Source organism: Anaerosporomusa subterranea (assembly GCF_001611555.1).
GTDB lineage: Bacteria > Bacillota > Negativicutes > Sporomusales > Acetonemataceae > Anaerosporomusa > Anaerosporomusa subterranea.
Map to the genome: position 1 here is coordinate 415,368 of NZ_LSGP01000013.1, position 19,465 is coordinate 434,832.

General features: G+C 44.8%; 23 protein-coding genes and 1 pseudogene. All 24 read right to left on the bottom strand.

Annotation, left to right across the window (positions count from 1 at the left end; all coding sequences use genetic code 11):
* Window positions 1-9 precede the first annotated feature (9 nt).
* Window positions 10-576: a FliO/MopB family protein gene (locus AXX12_RS05625; RefSeq protein ID WP_066239339.1), complete on the bottom strand. Its 567-nt coding sequence runs from the start codon at window positions 574-576 to the stop codon at window positions 10-12.
* A gap of 1 nt (window position 577) precedes the next feature.
* Window positions 578-940, bottom strand: a complete 363-nt coding sequence (locus tag AXX12_RS05630; RefSeq protein ID WP_066239342.1) for a response regulator — start codon at window positions 938-940, stop codon at window positions 578-580.
* Between the two features lie 30 nt (window positions 941-970).
* Window positions 971-2,077, bottom strand: coding sequence for a flagellar motor switch phosphatase FliY (gene fliY, locus AXX12_RS05635; RefSeq protein ID WP_066239345.1), 1,107 nt, complete (start codon window positions 2,075-2,077; stop codon window positions 971-973).
* Window positions 2,070-3,063: pseudogene (fliM, locus tag AXX12_RS05640) on the bottom strand (flagellar motor switch protein FliM). The gene fliY and the pseudogene fliM overlap by 8 nt, the downstream one beginning before the upstream one ends.
* 39 nt (window positions 3,064-3,102) lie before the next feature.
* Window positions 3,103-3,570: a flagellar basal body-associated FliL family protein gene (locus AXX12_RS05645; protein ID WP_066239348.1), complete on the bottom strand. Its 468-nt coding sequence runs from the start codon at window positions 3,568-3,570 to the stop codon at window positions 3,103-3,105.
* 30 nt (window positions 3,571-3,600) lie between these two features.
* The gene (locus AXX12_RS05650) at window positions 3,601-3,795 is read right to left on the bottom strand and encodes a flagellar FlbD family protein (protein WP_066239351.1); all 195 of its coding nucleotides are present in this window, start codon (window positions 3,793-3,795) and stop codon (window positions 3,601-3,603) included.
* Window positions 3,796-3,863: 68 nt separating this feature from the next.
* A complete protein-coding gene (locus AXX12_RS19205; RefSeq protein WP_066239354.1) occupies window positions 3,864-5,525 on the bottom strand; it encodes a flagellar hook protein FlgE in 1,662 nt (553 codons plus the stop codon).
* A gap of 99 nt (window positions 5,526-5,624) precedes the next feature.
* Window positions 5,625-6,002, bottom strand: a complete 378-nt coding sequence (locus AXX12_RS05660) for a TIGR02530 family flagellar biosynthesis protein (protein WP_066239358.1) — start codon at window positions 6,000-6,002, stop codon at window positions 5,625-5,627.
* 4 nt (window positions 6,003-6,006) lie between these two features.
* Window positions 6,007-6,438 carry a flagellar hook capping FlgD N-terminal domain-containing protein gene (locus AXX12_RS05665; RefSeq protein ID WP_156478592.1) on the bottom strand — a complete coding sequence of 144 codons (432 nt, stop codon included), beginning with the start codon at window positions 6,436-6,438 and terminating at the stop codon, window positions 6,007-6,009.
* Between the two features lie 14 nt (window positions 6,439-6,452).
* Complete coding sequence (locus tag AXX12_RS05670) at window positions 6,453-7,946, bottom strand: flagellar hook-length control protein FliK (protein ID WP_066239364.1); 1,494 nt, start codon at window positions 7,944-7,946, stop codon at window positions 6,453-6,455.
* A gap of 44 nt (window positions 7,947-7,990) precedes the next feature.
* Window positions 7,991-8,650: a MotE family protein gene (locus AXX12_RS05675; protein WP_066239367.1), complete on the bottom strand. Its 660-nt coding sequence runs from the start codon at window positions 8,648-8,650 to the stop codon at window positions 7,991-7,993.
* Window positions 8,651-8,665: 15 nt separating this feature from the next.
* The gene (locus AXX12_RS05680) at window positions 8,666-9,196 is read right to left on the bottom strand and encodes a lytic transglycosylase domain-containing protein (protein ID WP_066239370.1); all 531 of its coding nucleotides are present in this window, start codon (window positions 9,194-9,196) and stop codon (window positions 8,666-8,668) included.
* 4 nt (window positions 9,197-9,200) lie between these two features.
* A complete protein-coding gene (fliJ, locus tag AXX12_RS05685; protein ID WP_066239372.1) occupies window positions 9,201-9,644 on the bottom strand; it encodes a flagellar export protein FliJ in 444 nt (147 codons plus the stop codon).
* A 14-nt stretch (window positions 9,645-9,658) separates the two neighbouring features.
* The gene (gene fliI / locus AXX12_RS05690) at window positions 9,659-10,972 is read right to left on the bottom strand and encodes a flagellar protein export ATPase FliI (RefSeq protein WP_066239374.1); all 1,314 of its coding nucleotides are present in this window, start codon (window positions 10,970-10,972) and stop codon (window positions 9,659-9,661) included.
* A complete protein-coding gene (locus tag AXX12_RS05695; RefSeq protein WP_066239376.1) occupies window positions 10,969-11,754 on the bottom strand; it encodes a FliH/SctL family protein in 786 nt (261 codons plus the stop codon). Before AXX12_RS05695 ends, fliI begins: the two co-directional genes overlap by 4 nt.
* Window positions 11,747-12,754, bottom strand: coding sequence for a flagellar motor switch protein FliG (gene fliG / locus AXX12_RS05700; RefSeq protein ID WP_066239379.1), 1,008 nt, complete (start codon window positions 12,752-12,754; stop codon window positions 11,747-11,749). The genes AXX12_RS05695 and fliG overlap by 8 nt, the downstream gene beginning before the upstream one ends.
* 20 nt (window positions 12,755-12,774) lie before the next feature.
* Window positions 12,775-14,322 (bottom strand): flagellar basal-body MS-ring/collar protein FliF, encoded by a 1,548-nt coding sequence (fliF, locus tag AXX12_RS05705; protein WP_066239382.1) that lies wholly within the window; start codon window positions 14,320-14,322, stop codon window positions 12,775-12,777.
* Window positions 14,323-14,366: 44 nt separating this feature from the next.
* Window positions 14,367-14,663 (bottom strand): flagellar hook-basal body complex protein FliE, encoded by a 297-nt coding sequence (fliE, locus tag AXX12_RS05710; protein ID WP_066239385.1) that lies wholly within the window; start codon window positions 14,661-14,663, stop codon window positions 14,367-14,369.
* A gap of 10 nt (window positions 14,664-14,673) precedes the next feature.
* Window positions 14,674-15,108, bottom strand: a complete 435-nt coding sequence (flgC, locus tag AXX12_RS05715) for a flagellar basal body rod protein FlgC (RefSeq protein ID WP_066239388.1) — start codon at window positions 15,106-15,108, stop codon at window positions 14,674-14,676.
* 2 nt (window positions 15,109-15,110) lie between these two features.
* Window positions 15,111-15,527 carry a flagellar basal body rod protein FlgB gene (gene flgB / locus AXX12_RS05720; RefSeq protein WP_231881809.1) on the bottom strand — a complete coding sequence of 139 codons (417 nt, stop codon included), beginning with the start codon at window positions 15,525-15,527 and terminating at the stop codon, window positions 15,111-15,113.
* A 219-nt stretch (window positions 15,528-15,746) separates the two neighbouring features.
* Complete coding sequence (gene codY, locus AXX12_RS05725; RefSeq protein WP_066239391.1) at window positions 15,747-16,526, bottom strand: GTP-sensing pleiotropic transcriptional regulator CodY; 780 nt, start codon at window positions 16,524-16,526, stop codon at window positions 15,747-15,749.
* A 45-nt stretch (window positions 16,527-16,571) separates the two neighbouring features.
* Complete coding sequence (gene hslU / locus AXX12_RS05730) at window positions 16,572-17,957, bottom strand: ATP-dependent protease ATPase subunit HslU (RefSeq protein ID WP_066239395.1); 1,386 nt, start codon at window positions 17,955-17,957, stop codon at window positions 16,572-16,574.
* Window positions 17,958-17,975: 18 nt separating this feature from the next.
* Entirely contained in the window at window positions 17,976-18,506 is a 531-nt protein-coding gene (gene hslV, locus AXX12_RS05735; RefSeq protein WP_066239398.1) for an ATP-dependent protease subunit HslV, read from the bottom strand.
* A gap of 10 nt (window positions 18,507-18,516) precedes the next feature.
* Window positions 18,517-19,422: a tyrosine recombinase XerC gene (gene xerC, locus AXX12_RS05740; protein ID WP_066239401.1), complete on the bottom strand. Its 906-nt coding sequence runs from the start codon at window positions 19,420-19,422 to the stop codon at window positions 18,517-18,519.
* Window positions 19,423-19,465: the final 43 nt, after the last annotated feature.

Genomic DNA, 19,465 nt, shown 5'->3' on the forward strand with positions numbered 1-19,465 from the left:
GGACACGTTTTACCTCTTCTCTTTCTCGCATTCAGACGTTGAACCTTCGTCATATTTCCCAAAGACATGAGGAAACCGTTGTGACATTTGTCGCAATGAGGTTAATTGGGAATCAAAGACGTCCGCGAATTGCGGCGCAACAGGGGTATTAATATTTGTTTGATACGTTTCCCTCAAATCAGCCGCATCAGGTGCGTCAGTCATATCAGCCAGCAATTCGACCCTTTGCTCTGAGATACCAAGTACCAGCAAGCGTCCGGCAAATTGCACTAAGTATACTCCCTTATTGTGACCTAGAGTTAGCGAGCTCAAGACAGCATCGCCATTTGAGCCAATTTGTTGCGATTTCATCCTGGTCCCAATAAAGCGTGATGTGACATAAGCCAATCCTAGGATGAGAGCAAACATAGTAATCATATAAAGAACGGTATCGATGCTCGATAACAACGATACTTGCGCTTTAGGCTCTTGATACTTTAAAAATTCATTGCCTTCAGCAAACACGGCGCCTGTGCGCATAAACCCGACACAAGCAATGATGGTTGAGCGCCGCAATGCTGTAAACAAGCTAATCATGCTATCCGACCACTTTTCGTACAGCTTCTAACACTCTGTCTGGCTGAAACGGTTTAACGATGAAATCTCGAGCGCCTGCCTGTATGGCTTCAATTACCATGGCTTGTTGTCCCATGGCGCTGCACATGATTATCTTAGCGCTGGCGTCCATTGAACGAATTTGTTTTAACGCAGAAATACCATCCATCTCCGGCATCGTGATGTCCATCGTAGTCAGATCAGGCTTGACCTCTTGAAATTTTTCCACTGCTTTGGCACCGTTTTCTGCCTCTGCAACAATCTCATATCCATTTTTGCTAAGAATGTCTTTTATCATCATTCGCATGAATGCTGCGTCATCTACAACCATTATCCGAACTCCCATATTGTCATCTCCTCTTATTTGCACAATTATTTATTGTAGGTTACCTAGTCTTTCCATGTGTCCGACGATTTCTGTTACGCGAACACCAAAATTCTCATCAATAACGACAACCTCACCCTTGGCAATTAGTTTTCCGTTAACCAATACATCAACTGGCTCGCCAGCGAGCTTATCCAGTTCAACGACTGAGCCCTGAGTCAATTCAAGAATATCACGTATCAGCTTTCGGGTCCTGCCTAGTTCTACAGTGACCTGCATGGGTACGTCCATGATAATTCCGAGATTGGCATCGCCAGTTGCCGACAGTACAGGCGTAAGCGGCATAAATTGCGCAGGTTGAACGTGTTGAACAGTTTGAGGCTGTGGCTTAGCTACTGAAGGCTGTGGCGCTCGCGGCGTGAGTTGTTCAACATTGCTTGGTTTATCCGCAGGTTTCGGTTGAAGAGTCGCAGCAACAGGGGGAGCTTTTATTGGACTTAATAATGAGTCAACCATTTCCTTTGCAGCACTCATGGAGACAATTTGCATGATTTCACTATCGATGAGGTCTTCTACTTCCATACGAAAATTGACGCTTACAATCGGGGCGTCGGCCGGGAAACTCTCCGTGATTGTCGAATCAACCGAGAGGTCAATTAAGTTAACGCGTGGTGGTGAAATATCGACCTTTTTCTTAAAAACAGTAGACAATGAAGTAGCTGTTGAGCCCATCATTTGATTCATCGCTTCTGTTACAGCGCTCATGTACAACTCATTGAGTTCGGTGGGCGGGTTCAATCCATCGCGCCCCATCATCAGGTCTGCAATAATGAGCGCGTCGGTCTCCCGTATCGCAAGCATGTTTTTTCCTGTTACGCCCTGGATGTATCCAACCTCAATAATCAGATATGGTAGCGGGTATTGGTTACGTATTTCATCTAAAGAAGTAATAGAAACCTTGGGTGTTGTGATAGAAACTCGTCTTGACAACAGTACCGAAAGCGTAGTCGCCGCACTTCCCATGCAAATATTGCCAACCTCGCCAAGCGCATCTTTTTCGACATCTGAGAGGCTGGCGGTAGCAGGCGCTTGGGAGGCAGCCGGCTCGCCTCGCAACAAGGCATCTATTTCCTCTTGGGACAGGAACCCTTCACTCATTTTCATCATCTCCTTTAGCAATACTTCCTGTTATCTGCACGGCAAGCCGTTTGCCGGACAGCCCCGGCTTGCAGGAGAATTTTTCTCTTTGCCCAATCATTACATTGAGTTCGCTGTCTACACTAGTTTCCAGTTGCAGGACATCACCAACCGCTATATCCAACAACTCTCGGACAGTAATTGACACTCTTCCCAACTCAACTACTACCGGAATTAAAGTTTTCTCCAGCTTGCGTTGAACAGAAGTAATGCTTTCCAATGATGACTGCTTTGCTACTGAAGAAGCAACCCAGTAGGTGGTTGTTAATTTCGACATAATTGGTTCAATAACTAAATAGGGGATACAAATATTGATAAGACCTTCAGCCTGACCGATTTTTGTTTGTAGTAACCATATCATTAGGAGGTACAATTTGCGTGAATTGCGGGTTAGTCTCAATGACCTCCAGTTTGGGCTCAATACTAATTACTTGTTTCCACGCCTCTTGAAAGCTTTCCATTGTCTTACCAATAACGCGTCTAATAATTGCCTCTTCAATGTCAGTAAGCGCTCGAGCTTTGGGCGGTGGCAAGCCTGGACCTCCGAATAGGCGATCAATTATGGAAAAAACGATATTAGGATTCAGCTCTAAGATCGCTGTGCCTTTTAGAGGACGCATCTGAAAAATACTGATTACGCTAGGGTTAGGCAATGACCGGATAAATTCTTCATAGGTCAACTGATCAACAGATACAACATCTATGTGTACAATTGTTCGCAAGTGTGCAGCCAGATAGGTATTTAACAGACGGGCGAAATTTTCATGCAGCATGTACAGAGTCCGAATCTGGTCCTTAGAAAACTTATCCGGCCGTTTAAAGTCGTATACTTTAACTCGGTGCTGCTTCTGCTCATTCTTCATTTCCTCAGCGGAGACGACCCCAGTTGAAATTGCTGATAGTAACGCGTCAATTTCCGCTTGAGTTAATACTTCGGAACCAGCCAAATTTCCCCCTCCTTTCCGTTGCTTATCGGCGAGTAGCGATTACTGCACAACCAAGTTAGTGACGTATACATCGTATACCCGTTCTTCCCCTAAATTCTTATTAATCTCTTGTTTGAGCAAATCTTTGAGACGCTCTTGTTTTGACGGCTCAAATTCATCTGTTTTTAGAGACCGTAAAGTATGTATTACAGTGTCAAGCATTTTAATTTCTTCAGGAGACTGCGATTTCCCTGCTGTTTCTTGTTGCTTTTTGTCAGATTTGACTTCAAGGATTATGCTAATTTTTAAATACCGCCCACTGTTTACTCCGCCGATATTGACGATTAAGCCTTCCTTGGGGTCGCCCAACTTCATCAATGTGCTAGGACCACGAACTGATTGTCTTCCTCCCTGATCATTTACAATTCTAGTGGCGATAAAGTACGATATGCCGCCAGCCAGTGCCAATCCAATAACAACCAGAGCAACAATCATAGCCACTGAAAATTTCTTTCCGCCTTCAGCCACCGCTATCCCTCTCCTTTACGATTGATCAACCTAGCGCATGCCCCGAAATAGGGCTCGACGGTATTCCATCACTTTGCGAACAATCTCATCCATTGACTCTTCAACGATTAATTTTTTGCCATTGGTTAAAGTTACTACTGTATCTGGCGTTTCTTCAATAGTTTCAATCAGCTCGGCGTTTAGAACAAAATCATCTTGGCTTTTAAGCTTAACTAATTTTATCATTTATAACACCTTTCATTGTAATAGGGGAGGACTAATTTGCCGCAAGCAGCTAATCCTCCCCATTTCTTTTATCGTTTCAAATTCGCTAGTTCTTGAAGCATTTCGTCAGTAGTGGTTATAATTTTCGAGTTGGCTTGGAAACCGCGCTGGGTAATGATCATGTTGCTGAACTCCTGCGCCAAATCGACGTTTGACATTTCGAGACTGCCAGGGTTCAAACTGCCACGACCGCCAGTCCCTGACGCGCCAATTTGCGCTTCACCAGAGTTAGCTGATTGAATGAACAAGCTTTCGCCAGACTTCGTTAGTCCCCCAGGATTATTAAAGTTTGCAATTGCTACTTGACCTAAAACACGACTCTGATTGTTTGAGTAGCGGCCAGTAATGATACCATTAACGTCAATGACTTGTGCCTCAAGCTGTCCAGCGGCATAGCCGTCTTGATCGAGAATTTTCATGGTAGTAGCACTGCCAAATTGGGTAAGAGTCGCCATGTCAAGTTTAAGAGTGACAGGAGCAGCGCCAGCGCTGGCAGTAAAGGTAATGTCGGCTTGCGCTGCGGTTGTATAAGGTATAGCCGAGGTAAAAGTACCACCTGTAGTCACCGTTGCAGTCGGAGGTGCAGGTAGCGTCACGCTAATAGCCGTAGAAGCAGGACCAGTAAAACCTAGGCCCGTTGCATCTACTGTCACACCGTCAGAGGCAAAAAATGAGTAAGGATTTGCGGCTATGCCATCCCATTTAACAACACCGCTTTTTACCGCTGTCGCATTTTTCACGCCAGATTCTGTTATCGAATAAGTCCAATCATTGCTAGGAGAAGTAGTGCCTGTATTCGTGAATTTAATGTCATATACATGCGGATTGCCACTAGCATCAAACACAGTAACCGGTTGAGTAAATACAGAACCAGCAGTGGAATTCAATTGGAATGCAGATGCGGTAATGCCAGCAGTCGGGATTGCAGCAGGCGTTACCGTCGATATCGTATCAACAATACCATTGTCTTTAAACGTGATTTCTCCCAGACGATTCGCTATAGCACCCGTAGCGTCGGGAACATCCATCGAGTACAACCAACGTTTGTCACCAACACGAGTGAAAGTTGCCTGAACTTGATGGGCAATTCCTAATGAGTCGTATACTTTTAAAGATTCTGTGACAGATTCGCCGAGTGGGGTTGTCGCCATCAGGTTGTTACCAAAAGTCATATTTTGGGACGCTTTTGGTTTCATGCTATCGCCAACAGGTATCTTGATTGGGCCTGTATCGCCAGAGATAGTAATATTACCGTCCGCATCGGCAGTCCACCCCTGTACCAAGTAACCGGTTCCAGGAACGATGAAATTACCTTGGGCGTCAAAATCAAAATTGCCTGCGCGAGTATACACCTTATTTAGACCTGCGGCATCATCAGACAGGACGAAGAACCCCTGTCCCTGAACGGAAAGGTCTGTCGCTTTTCCCGTTGGCTGAAAACTGCCGTCTGTAAAGACAGTACTGATGCTGGCTAGTCCCATGCCGAGGCCAACTTGCATTGGGTTAGTGCCGCCACGGCCATTGCCCCCAGCGGAAGATCCTTGCAAAGTCTGGCTTAAGACATCTTGAAATTGTACCTGCCCGGATTTGAAACCAACAGTGTTCACGTTGGCGATGTTATTACCGATAACATCCATGCGAGTCTGGTGATTTTTCAATCCGGAAACTCCGGAAAAAAGTGAACGCATCATAATGGTTTGACCTCCCTACTATTTGATTGAATATATGTCTAGATGGTAGCTGCCTCAGTCAATCAGCAGCCTGCAGGCTTCCTCAAGAGGTCCGGCCTGCTAAATAATAACTGCACTGTCGATATTGGTAAACACATTGTCTTTTAGACTAGCTCCATCAACAGCAGTAATTACGGTGCGATTCTTTACACTAACCACGAGCGCTACGTTGTCCATAAGAACAAGTGATTCTCGAGCGCCTTTTGCAGCCGCTTTATCTACTGCGGCGGTGAGCTTAGCTAACTCAGCCTGGCCCAACTTGATATTCCGTACTTGCAATCGTTCTTTTGCATGCTGTGAGAACTTAACATCTGTTAGTTCCTTCTCAAGCACCTGTCCGAAGGTCGATTTAATTGCTATCTCTGCTGATTTTGTTCTGGATTGTCCAGATAAGGGTGGAATCGGCAGAGGGGGGAAAATAATTCGATTGTCTGCCATCATATCAACCTACTGTTTCTGGATCTTCTGGATCCAAAATTGTCGGATCCCATACTGACATTACTGTACTCAATTTCACCGTTTTTTCGCCGACTACTAAGCTGGGTTCTCCGTTAGAAATTCGGACTGCTGAGACTAATCCGCCCAACTCTTCACCATCTTCAGCCCAAGTAATTAGCTTGCCAATCATCGATGCGGCCTGAACCGATGTCATGCTGGAGTTTAGATTGGTCATTTGTTCTAATGCCGAAAACTGAGCCATCTGTGAAATGAATTCAGTGTCATTCGTCGGGCTAAGCGGATCTTGATTACTAAGCTGGGTAATCAGCAATTTGAGAAAAGCATCTTTCCCCAACTCGTCATTTGCGCTTTTGTTGGTAGTATCTGTCGATGTTTGCGTTTGCTTGGTCGTGATGCCAGCTATTGTCGCCATCATTACGCCTCCTTTGCTCATATTCTGTAATCTACACCATCAGTTGTACTGACCGCTACTTCTTCAGCAGATTCAATTGCCTGCAAAAGTTCCCGCCGATTCTTGCGGAGGGGCACAGACTGTTGCTGTTGACCAGAACGTTGCCCATTGTCAAAAAACTGTTCTGATCCACTGAAAACGCTCACACTGTCCAACTTGATTCCCTGTTGCGACAAGTCTTGCTTTAATTGTGGCAAAGAAGCTTCGATAACCTGACGAACTTCAGGGTTGTCAGAGTGAAATGTAGCGCTAACTAATCCACTTTCCACACTGACTTTTAAGGTCAGTTCGCCGAGATGCTCAGGTCGCAATTGCAAAACCATTTCTGATTGATTTGCAGGCCGCAAATATAAACGTGCGCGATCTACAATCTGTCTAATGATGTCCTGCTGATTTGGTGTAGCAACTTGTTGTGTGGTATCAAAGACCGGTTCGTCGAGCTTGCCTGCACGCAATTCGGTCAGTCCGTTATTGGCAGGAAATGAATCACTCTGTGAAAGAAAATCCTTGTCACCTTGGCTCAGATTATTAAGAACAGACTGCGCTTGGACAGGCACTATGGTAGAATGTTCAGTTTCGACAGGTTGCTTGAATGAAATTTGTTCTTTCTTGCCAGGTGGCGTTACAGGCGGATTTACTAAAGGCAACTCATTTGAGTCAAGAGTTGGCGACTGTGACTGAATTTGCGCTGTAGTTGATGCCACGTCAGGTTTTAGCTGTTTAACAGGAACTGACTCGTCGCCAGGCAGTAACTTTGGTAACTCGGTCTGCTCTGCAGAGAGTTGCGGTGTTACAGTAGTCGAAGAATGATGAGTTTCTGAAGGTATTGAAGAAACTGGGCTAAATGGACTGACAGTAGTTGAAATAACGCCATCAAGCTTAGACTGCAATTCCGTTTGCGACAACGTGGCAGGATTTGTATCCGGCTGTTTCGTGTCTATATCTTTGGTTAATAACAGGGCTTGTCCGTCTGCACCAAAGACTGTCTTACCGGAAGCTGGAATCGAAAGATTTGCGTCAGTCGACGTTTGCGTAGGTGCATTCACCATAACACTTAGCTGTTCGTCGGAAGAAGCTTGTTGTGGAAGTTCACGCGAAAGCGTCCTGCCAATATCCTGACTTTTATTGTTTAGAAGTGTGTCTACAAACTGCGTTTTGGTGGTTTTAGTGCCTGTTTGATTTAGAGTCGGTTGAGCATTAACAGGTATTACATTTGGTGGTACGGTGACTAACGCAAGAAGCAGATTATTAGCAATTCCTTGACTAATAAGGCTGTCTTGATCATCTGACTCGAGATTGGTATCGATTTGTTCCTCGTCTGACACGCTAGCGCTCTGCTGCGACGACATTGTCTTATCAAACAAGCGGTTAAACGGCGAAGTAGCTTTTTCAGTTGCAGATTCCTTTTTGCGAACCGTCGGCGGATCCGGCTTGACTCGAACGGCAGGCAGTTGAAAAGTTATGTTGTCCATTTTATTTTCACCTCCTTTCCTTTGGCTTGTATATACTAGAAGGGCTAGCTATTGACACGCCCTTTCAGCATAGCGTCACTTAGGCGGGCAGAACGGCTCGGTTCCAGCAGAGTCATGATTTTAGCGACTCGCTCTTCCTCCATTTTGCTAAAAATCAAGATCACGGTTTGGTCATCAAGTTCGTTTAAAATAGGTGCAGCCTCTTCTGGTTTCATTCCATCATAGAGACGGGATACTTTGGCAAGCCGCTTTTGTTCTGCTTCCAGCTTCAGTGCTGCTTGCTTTTTCAGCTCTGTATCATCAATTTGAATAGTTGGGATACGGGCAGAAGGCTTTGGCAAGACATCTACAGCTAGAGGTGGTGGCAGCGGTGCCAATGGGAGTGCGGGTTCTGCATCAACGGCAGAATCGCTTTGATTTGACGCTTGTTCGGGTTGCGTCTGTTTAAACAATTGGCCGACTATCGGGTATTTGCTAAAACCCCATCGTGAATCCAATTGGCCAAGATCAAGAAATTTATAGTGAACCGCTCCGAATAAGGCTGCGCCAAGAACAGCAATGAGAACAAGTAAAAGCATGAACATTCTCAGCATTTTTTTTAACAATCCTGTCTTCTTATTTACACCGACAGGCGAGTACTCACTGCTAGGTTTCCTATCAACCTGCTTATTCGTCCCGGCTCGGTTCACAGCAGTTGGCGCCATATGCTAAACCTGCCTTTACTTGCCATCAGCGATTTCATTAAAAACCTTTTTAACATAGCCTTGCGTTTCTGCGTATGGGGGAATGCCTCGGTACTGCTTAACCGCCTCAGGACCAGCATTGTATGCGGCAACAGCTAAACGCTCATCTTGAAAGGTTCCGAGCATTTGTTTTAAGTAGCGAACCCCGCCGTCAATGTTTTCACGAATGTCATGCGTGTCTCGTACCCCCAACGATTGTGCTGTATCAGGCATTAATTGCATAACTCCAACTGCGCCAACTGGTGAGATCGCGTCCTGTGACAAATTTGATTCCGTGCGGGCAACCGCTAGAGCCAATTCGGGCTTAACTCCATGACGGAGAGCTGCAGCATGAACCATTTGTTCAACCTCAGGCCGATTATGGCTTATGCTGGTCGCAGATCTAGAGGAACTAGCGTTAATGGCCTCAGTTAATTGGCGAGAAAAATCACTAGTGACTGGTTTTATGGAAAACTTGGCTTCTATGGAGTTAATTCGATTTAGAACTTGATTAACACTGTTTAACATCTTTCTACTCTCCCCGAACATGGAGTTGAAGTCCAATCTCATCCAGTTCTTTCTGCTCTTGCCGCAACAGTTCTTCGTTAAATTGAGTCCAACGCTTTTCTCTGATCTTTTCTACTAGCTTTTGACGCTTCAGTGAGTCAGACAAGCGTTGACGACACTCATCACAATACTGTTCGGCTATATGTACAGTTTCTTTCTGCTGATTTATTTTGTTTCTAAGAATTTGTCCATACTCATGGCAAGAAACGAGATCGTCTACAAGAATTGGTGTTTGTTGAATGTCTCGAAGGTGCTCAGATAATTGTTCCTTCTTTTCAAAAAGTGTATTGAGTGCAGATAGCTGATTTTGCCACTCAACGGTTGCTTGTCCAAGTTCCGCCTGGGCTTGATCAGTCTGGAGTTTTCGATACTTGAGCAATGCTTCAAGGCGGAACTGGAAACGCTGCATTACAGATCCTCCTATCAGCCAGTAAGAGCATCCAGGCGTTGGATCGTCTGTTCCATCGAAGATTGCTCATAAACTTGCTGCTGCAAGAACTCTCGCACTTGCATAATCATACTAATCGCCTCATCAATAGCAGGATTGCTGCCTGAAGCATAAGCGCCAATATTGATTAAGTCCTCTGCTTCTTTATATGTAGCCATGAGCGAGCGCAATTTCTGTGCAGCTTGCCATTGCTGGGGAGATACAATTTCTAACATTAAACGGCTAACACTAGACAATACATCAATAGCAGGAAAATGATTCATAGCTGCTATCGAACGTGATAAGACGATATGACCGTCAAGAATACTGCGTACAGAATCTGCAATTGGCTCATTCATATCATCGCCATCAACAAGAACAGTATAAATACCGGTAATCGAGCCTTTTTCTCCTGTTCCAGCCCTTTCGAGTAAACGCGGTAACATGGCAAAAACGGACGGAGTATAGCCGCGTGTCGCAGGAGGTTCCCCTACTGTCAGTCCAACCTCCCTTTGCGCCATAGCAAAGCGAGTTACTGAATCCATCATCAGCATGACGTTCCTACCGTTATCACGAAAATATTCGGCGACAGCCGTAGCTGCCATCGCACATTTTATTCGTAACAATGCAGGTTGATCAGAGGTTGCGACAACGATTACTGAACGTTTTAGTCCTTCTTCACCCAAATCACGCTCAATGAACTCTCGTACCTCTCGTCCGCGTTCTCCGACCAGGGCGATGACACTGATATCGGCTTCTGTATTTCGCGCAATCATGCCAAGCAAAGTACTCTTGCCCACTCCACTGCCTGCCATTATGCCGACACGTTGTCCTCGTCCAAGGGTTAGCATGCCATCGATAGCTCTGACACCGACTGATAGTTTATCGTTAATACGGGGACGACTTAACGGAGAAGGAGGAGGCGCTTGCAGTGGATACTCGATATCACTAAGAATTGGTCCTTTACCATCAAGCGGATTACCCAAACCGTCAATTATTCGACCTAATAGTTGTGTTCCGACTTTAATGCTACATATTTTATGTGCAGCGCGTACCTCACAGCCGGGTCCAATTCCTTGCATTTCACCTAGCGGCATCAACAATACACGATCATGGCGAAAGCCGACCACTTCAGCAGGAACAGGTTCAGTCACGGAACGAGGATGAATAGTGCAAAGTTCTCCTAATTGAACCAGAGGACCTTGCGATTCAATCAGCAGTCCGATAATTTGTGTGATTTTACCATTCATTTGAATCGTTTCGGCGGTTCTGATTGATTCCAAGTATTTTGTAAAATCAAAAGCGATCATGGTAGTAAGCTCCTAATAATCGCTCGGACTGCATGTAATTGTGTTTCCAGTCGTGCATCAGCCGACCCGAATGTAGAATCGATTACACAACCACCCCTGCTTACTGTTTGATCTGCGGCAAAATCTACAGATTGTTCGCGTTGTAAAATGGCTTCCAATTCACTTTTGGCGGCAATAACAAACTCGAAATCAGCAGGATTGACTCGCACGGTGATTTGCGATTGATCTCGTACTTTATCCATGGCACTTTTGACGATAGTAACCACTGCTTGTGAGTTAGCATCTATCTCACAAGCTAAGATCTTTTCGGTAATTGCTAAGGCGATATCGAGTATTTGCTTTTCTGATGCAAGCACAGTGAGTTGGGCTTGCCGGTTGGCTTCAGCGATAATTCTTGTGGCTTCTTCAGCGGCTTGGTGAACTGCTGATTCCATTTTCACCTTCGCCGCTTCTTCCCCTTGGGTAAAGCCATCCGCATAGCCAGCCTCTTTTCCATCTACATAGCCAGCATCTTTACCTTCCGAATAGCCCTGCTCCTTACCTTCTGCAAAGCCCGCTTTTTTACTATGTTCATATAACGCACTAGATTGCTTCTCCATGTCAAGCTTGGCTTTTTCGATAATAGCGACCGCTCTTGCCTCGACTTGTAGGGTAATGTCTGGAGTAAAGCCTTGTTGCTGGTCATCAGGATGTATTATTTTATCATCAGACACTACCAGGCAAAGATTATTAATCACAACAGGGAGATTATTAAGCCTTACTTGTTTAATAATCTTAGACAATAATCTCGTCTCCTTTTCCTCTGGAAACAACAATTTCTCCAGACTCTTCTAGGCTACGGATTACATTGACAATTTTCTGCTGCGATTCTTCAACATCACGAATACGAACAGGTCCCATATACTGTATTTCTTCCTTCAGCATCTCTGCTGCGCGCTTTGACATATTGCGGAATACTTTTTCTGTTACTTCACCTGACGAGGCTTTAAGGCTAAGAGCCAAATCTTTCGATTCCACTTGTCGTAAGACCAACTGTAGCGATCTGTCGTCAAGCAACACAATATCTTCGAAGACAAACATCCGTTTTTTAATTTCTTCGGCTAATTCAGGATGTTGTACTTCAAGATTCTCGATAATCGTGCGTTCTGTAGCTCTGTCGACACGATTCAAGACATCGACGATTGAGTCAACTCCACCCGCTGTCGTAAAGTCTTGACTGGTCATAGTCGAAAGCTTACGTTCAAGGATACGTTCAACATCTTTGATAACATCAGGAGAGGTCCTATCCATGGTTGCAATTCGTCTGGCTACTTCAACTTGACGTTCCGGCGGCAGGGAGGAAATGATCGTTGCCGCTTGGTCAGGCTGCAGATATGCCATAATTAGCGCTAATGTCTGAGGATGCTCATTTTGAATAAAGTTAAGTAATTGTCCAGGATCTGTTTTTCGGGCAAAGTCGAACGGCCGGATTTGCAAGCTTGAAGTCAGCCTATTGATAATAGAGACTGCCTTTTCAGCGCCTAGCGCTTTCTCGAGAATTTCGCGTGCGTAATCCAAACCACCAGTAGTAATAAAGTCTTTTGCAACACACATCTGATGAAACTCAGCTAAGACCTTATCTTTCTGCTCCTGTGTCACTTTACGCTGATTGGCTATTTCCAGAGTCAGCTTTTCCAATTCATCCTCTTTCAGATGCTTAAATACTTGAGCGGAAATGTCCGGCCCCAAGGCAATCAGAAGGAGGGCTGCTTTTTGTTTTCCTGAAAACTCAGCTTGATACATAGCCTCACCCCTCTGCCTGTCTATTCGTCACCTAACCAAGCCCGAACTAATTGTGCAACTTCTTCCGGTTTTGCTTTTGCAAACCGTTCAACCGTTTCGCGTTGTTGAATTCGTTCTTGCTCTTCGGGACTCATGGGTTGAACAACCGGTTCTTGCAGCTCTACGGCAGAAGCAGTCTCTTCAAGACTAGTTACAATTTGAACTTCATTTTCTTTTCTTCTGCGAATAACCAAACGGGCAATGAAATACGCAAGTAATAAAACAACTGCTGCGATGCCAAGTATAATATACATATTTTGTTTACTTTGTTGTTCTGAGGAAAGTTCTTGTTTCAACCGATCAGTAGCCTCTGTATTGAAAGGAATAATTTCAACAGCGATGGCATCACCACGAGCAGGATTTAGCCCCACGGCAGATGATACCACTTTTGCGATGCTTTCTTGCTGTGATCCGCCTACATTGGCGTCCACCAAAACGGAAACGGTCAAACGCTTTATTGAACCTGGAGCGGCGACTACTTTTTCCTTGGTCTCATTTACTTCGTAGTTGCGAGTCACTTCTTTTTTATCATAGTTGGATTGAGTATTATTATTATTGGTTACATAGCCCGGGATGTTGGTGGCGACTCCAGGCGTTCCACCTAGCGCGCCAGTGGTTCCCTTGTATGCTTCTGTCGACTCCTGCATACTGCGAACAATGCCTTTATCGTCGACAACTGGCTGAAAGGTTTGTTTATCAACTATTCTTTGGTCAAAGTTAAGCTCGACATTGACTCTAACCGCAGCCTTGCCTGGTCCAAGCACCTGCTCTAACATTGATTGAGCACTCTTCTGCAGACCATCTTGCACTTTTTTCGTCAACTCGATAAACGTTAAGTTGGCTTTGGTATCGAATTGTTGCTGTGAATTCGGCTCTTCTTCGTTAAGAACGCGTGCGAAATTATCAACAACAGTGATATTTTCCGCCTTTAAACCTTGAATGCTGTGGGCAACGAGGTTAACGATTCCGCGAACTTGCTCTTTTGAAAGCTGAGAATTAGGGCGAAGTTTCAACATAATAGAAGCCGTTGCCGGCTTTTCATTTTTTCTATACAGACTGTCTTCCGGCATAACGATATGAACTCTAGCCTTTTCGACTTCGGCAAGTTGTTCAATTGTACGAGACAATTCACCCTGCAAAGCCTGTAGTAAATAGACCTTATTTTGGAATTCAGTTACACCAAACTTGTTTTGATCGAAAATTTCAAACCCCTTGTTGCCTCGGGGCAATCCTATGCTAGCCAACTCCAGTCTGATACGGTACACATCGTTGGAGTGTGCCATGATGGCAGTCCCATTATTGCCAATCTCGTACGGGACCTTCATTTCTTTCAACTTTGCGGCTACTTCGCCAGCGTCTTTGGCTTCCATATTCGTAAACAACGGAACATATTCCGGTCGACCGCCCCACCAGTAGCTCCATCCAAGTATGGATAGGAACAATAATAAAGCTACGCCGCCTAGTATGTACCGCTGACGTTTATCGATGGTTTGCCAAAGACGTAGAGACTGTTCTTTCCAGTCGACCATCGTCTCCACCCTTCCAAGCAATAACTACCCAGCAGTTTCTGGCGTCACACTTGCATTCTCATAATTTCTTGGTATGCATCGATAACTTTATTGCGAACTTGCATGGTGAGTTGCAAAGCGACTGCTGCTTTTTCGGAGGCGATTGTCACTTGGGAAATATCCTGTATCTTACCTGCCGCGAGATCAATAGATGCTTTTTCCGCGTCCTTCTGCAAATGGTTTACACTATCCAACGCTTCAGACAGCATTTTTCCGAAGTCTGCTTCATTAGCACCTACAGGTTTTACAGCAGAGTTAGCATTACGGATGATCTCAGTTGGCTTAATTGCATCAATTCTCATCTTCTACCTCCTAACGCCCAATTTCTAGCGCCTTCATGGCCATCCCTTTAGCTGCATTAACAGCAGCTACATTGGCCTCGTACGCTCGGGTTGCAGTAATCATGTCGACCATTTCAGTGACAATATGTATATTCGGCATTTCTACATAGCCTTCAGGGCTGGCGTCAGGGTGTTGCGGGTCAAACACTTTTCGCAGCGGAGATTCATCTTGTTTAATTCCAACAACCCGAACTCCTTCGCCAACGGCAAGTTGACTGTTAAGGGTTTGTAAAAACGATGGTTGATCGGTACGCGGTTGAAATACGACCATTTGACGCCGATATGCACCGCCAGCGGCTGTCCTCGTCGTATTGGCATTGGCAATATTATTCGATATGACATCCAATCGCAACCTCTCTGCGGTTAAGCCCGAAGCCGCAGCGTCGATGGCGCTAAACATCCCCATTATTAACGCCTCCCTTCATTAATCGCTGATTTTATCGACGAATAGTGGCGACTAAGTTGCTGTACTGTTGCATCATAATAAATAGTGTTTTTAGCCATATTTGCCATTTCAATTTCAATATCGACGTTATTTCCATCAGTACGATATGAATTTTCAGTCACTGTACGAATTTGAGGGCTGAGCGCATTAGAACGAACTATCTGCCCAATATGGCGTTCATGGGTTATGGACATAGGTAACTTTTTCTTTTTAGAATCCATTTCTTCACGCAAAGCATCTTCAAAGCGTACCTCGCTACGCTTAAAGCCCGGAGTATTTACATTAGCGATATTATCTGCGATGACCTTATGTCGAACGGAAGCTGCGGCGATTGCTTGTTCAAGCAAAGCTGCATGAGGTGCTGAAGATAAAATATTCACGAGAGCCCTCCTCTGGCAAAAAAAACAAATAAAATGACAAATTTATTTAATTACATGCCATACCATACCATAATTCTACAGGAATTGCGCATTTCCTTCAATGTTGAATTTGTTAAATAACGATTAACACCGATAATCTTCATAAAATAGGACATTAGTCTGATTATTTGCCAAGACACACAAAAAGCCGTCCGCAGACGGCTTTTTTGTGTGGTTCTATTATTTCTTCATTTTCTTCAATTCATCCAACAGGCGTTCGTTAAGAACTCGGATATAGGTACCTTTCATACCAAGAGACTTGGACTCAATAACACCCGCGCTCTCAAATTTCCGTAGCGCATTCACGATGACAGACCGGGTGATACCGACCCTATCGGCAATTTTACTGGCAACCAACAAACCTTCATTGCCATCCAACTCGCTGAGAATATGGATAACTGCTTCTAGTTCAGAGTAGGAAAGCGTACCTAAAGCAACTTGGACTGTCGCCTTTTTGCGCGCTTCTTCTTCAATTTTTTCGCTACGATCTCGTAAAATCTCCATTCCAACAACGGTGGCACCATATTCGGCCAGAATCAGATCGCCATCAGTTAAGTGGTCATGAAATTTAGCGACCAGTAAAGTCCCTAGGCGATCACCACCACCATAGATTGGAATTACTGTCGTAAATTTATCATTAAAGATACAATTGGTTGGTTCTGGGCTGAACGCGCACATGCCATGTTGGAGCTGTAAGTTAGGAGAAGTCTCAGAAATCTTTAGTAGCCATTCGGTATAACGCTCAGGAAAAATTCCCTGCTTGAGAACAAGCTCCTTCATCATGTCGCATTCAAAATCATCAAGTAGAGCGTATCCTAAGACTGCGCCACCTTTGTCGACGACATAAATATTAGCATTAATTACATGACACAAAACTGAGGATATTTCGTTATACTCCACTTTTTCTGACTTTTGGAGCAACTTGTTGATCTTACGGGTGCGTTCTAGCAATGATTGCATTTAAAATTCGCCTACCTTTCAATAATAAAAATATGTTTTTTTACTCTATAGAATATAGTGACTTAGATTCTGATCAACTACTATATGGTTTAGCATTGTCCTGACGTATTGTCTGTCGATATGAATCTCTTTTTGCTCAAGGTCAGGCGCTTCATAGGATAGTTGTTCGAGAAGCTTTTCCATCACTGTGTATAGTCGGCGAGCGCCGATATTCTCTGTCTCAGTGTTGATGGTGCAGGCAATATTAGCAATTTCATCAACCGCATCATCTGAGAATGTGATTGCAACTCCTTCTGCCGCGAGTAAGCATATATATTGCTTGATTAGTGCCTGCGACGGCTCGGTGAGGATTTGTCTGAAGTCCTCCTTGGACAAGCTCGTCAGTTCGACACGGATGGGAAACCTGCCTTGCAATTCCGGAATGAGATCCGAGGGCTTTGAGATGTGGAATGCACCAGCAGCGATAAAAAGAATATGATCAGTTTTTACCGGACCATACTTTGTGACAACAGTCGATCCTTCAACGATTGGAAGAATATCACGCTGAACTCCTTCGCGTGATACATCAGGTCCGCTCGTTCGGCCTCGGCCAGCGACTTTATCGATTTCATCTAGAAAGATGATGCCCGCATTTTCTGCTAATTGAATGGCGGAAGCGATAACTTGGTCCATGTCAATCAACTTTTGGGCTTCTTCCTGTATGAGAATTTTCCTTGCGTTTGCCACTGTAAGTTTCCGTTTTTTTGTTTTCTTGGGCAGTAAATTCCCTAGCATATCTCCTAGGTTAATTCCCATTTCTTCCATACCCGATCCAGCGAACATTCCCATAGGTGGGTGAGTAATGTCTTCTACCGCAATTTCGATTAGCTCGTCTTCTAATTCACCTTGCTTCAAGAGTTCTCGCCAGTGTGTACGTTCAGCCTGGTCATCAAATTTAGAATCATTTTTATTCGGTTCGGTACTGCCTGCAGTCCCTGAGAAAAGGAGTTCAAATGGGTTGCGGGGAGTTTCTTTCACTGTCGGGCAGAAAAAGTTAACAATCTGTTCGTCAGCCAATTCCCGCGCTTTATCATTTACCTCCAGTATTCGTTCCTGCTTGACCATACGAATAGCTGTTTCTACTAAATCTCTAACCATGGATTCTACATCTCGCCCCACATAGCCGATCTCAGTAAACTTGGTCGCCTCCACTTTGATAAATGGGGCATTTACCAGCTTAGCTAGACGCCTGGCAATCTCGGTTTTTCCTACCCCCGTGGGGCCAATCATGAGAATGTTTTTAGGTATGACCTCTTCCTGCATAGCTGAAGGCAGCATTCTGCTTCTCCAGCGGTTCCGTAAAGCGATTGCAACTGACCTTTTTGCTTGATGTTGCCCAACGATGTATTTATTCAACTCATCTACAATCTGCTTGGGCGTCAACTCGGTCAAGTTCACCCCTCCCCGGTTTTACAATTCTTCCACTGTGATTCGATTGTTTGTGAATACGCATATTCCGGCCGCGATCTCCAACGCTTGCCTCGCAATTTCTCCTGCTGACAACTCAGAGTGGTTTACAAGCGCCCTAGCTGCGGCTAAAGCATAGGGACCACCTGAACCGATAGCTGTCACTCCGTCATCAGGTTCGATCACTTCTCCATTACCAGATATAATCAGTAAGCGTTCAGCGTCAGATACAATGAGAAGCGCTTCCAGTCGACGCAAGACTCGGTCGAGTCGCCATTCTTTAGCCAATTCAACGGCAGCTCGCATCATATTACCATGGAACTCTTCCAGTTTACCCTCAAACTTCTCGAATAAGGTGAAAGCATCAGCGACAGACCCAGCAAAGCCGGCTAATACCTTGCCATGGTATAATGTGCGAACCTTTTTCGCATTGTGCTTCATTATCGTATTTCCGCCAAAAGTTACCTGACCATCGCCTGCGAGCGCAGTTTTACCTTTGTGACGCACGGCGACAATTGTGGTCGCGTGAAACATGCTATCCCTCCTATGCTCGAGGATGCGCGTGCCGATAGATAGCCTTTAGTTTCTCTTTGGTAATGTGAGTGTAAAGTTGTGTTGTGGAAAGACTGACATGCCCTAGAAGTTCTTGAACAAAGCGGAGATCAGCCCCATGATCGAGTAAGTGCGTAGCAAAACTATGACGAATTGTGTGAGGAGTAACATGCTTGGCAAGAGCCAGTCTGTCTACATAGTTCTCGAGGATACGCCGGACACTGCGGTCTGTTAGCGGTCCGCCTTTACTATTAACGAACACTTTTTTGTGCTCATGTCCTTGGTGCTTACTATACAGTTTGGGGCGCGAGTGTTCAAGATAGATAGTCAGGGCATTAACTGCCTTACGTCCAACGGGTACGATACGCTCTTTTGATCCCTTGCCATACACTAACACAAAACGACTGTCAAAATCAATATCGTAAAGATTAAGACCAACCAGTTCACTAACCCTTACACCGGTTGCATACAATAATTCCAAAATTGCCAAATCGCGCAATCCTAGCAAATTGTGTCCAGGTAGAGCAAATAAGTCGTTTAGTTCGGCTTCATCAAGAAATTCAGGTAGCCGCTTTTCCAGCTTAGGTGTGTGGATAGAGTTAAAAGGGTTGTTTTCAAGAACATTTTCACGGCAGAGGAAGCGGAATAATGAACGCAGCGCTGCAATACGACGAGCGATAGTGCGGCGAGCATACTCATTCGTCTTCATGTAGGCAAGGTAGGAGCGAATGATCATTTGATTGACTGATCCGAAGTCACCATTAAATCCTTGGTGCCTTGCGTACTCCAAAAAGGTGGAAATGTCTGCGCTATAGCTGGCAATTGTATGCGCTGAGGCGTTCTTCTCCAGTTGAAGATACAGAATAAAATCTTGCACAGCTTTGTCACAATTAGTCATGGATATTGCCTTTTCTTGAATATGCTAGCCGAAATTCACACTT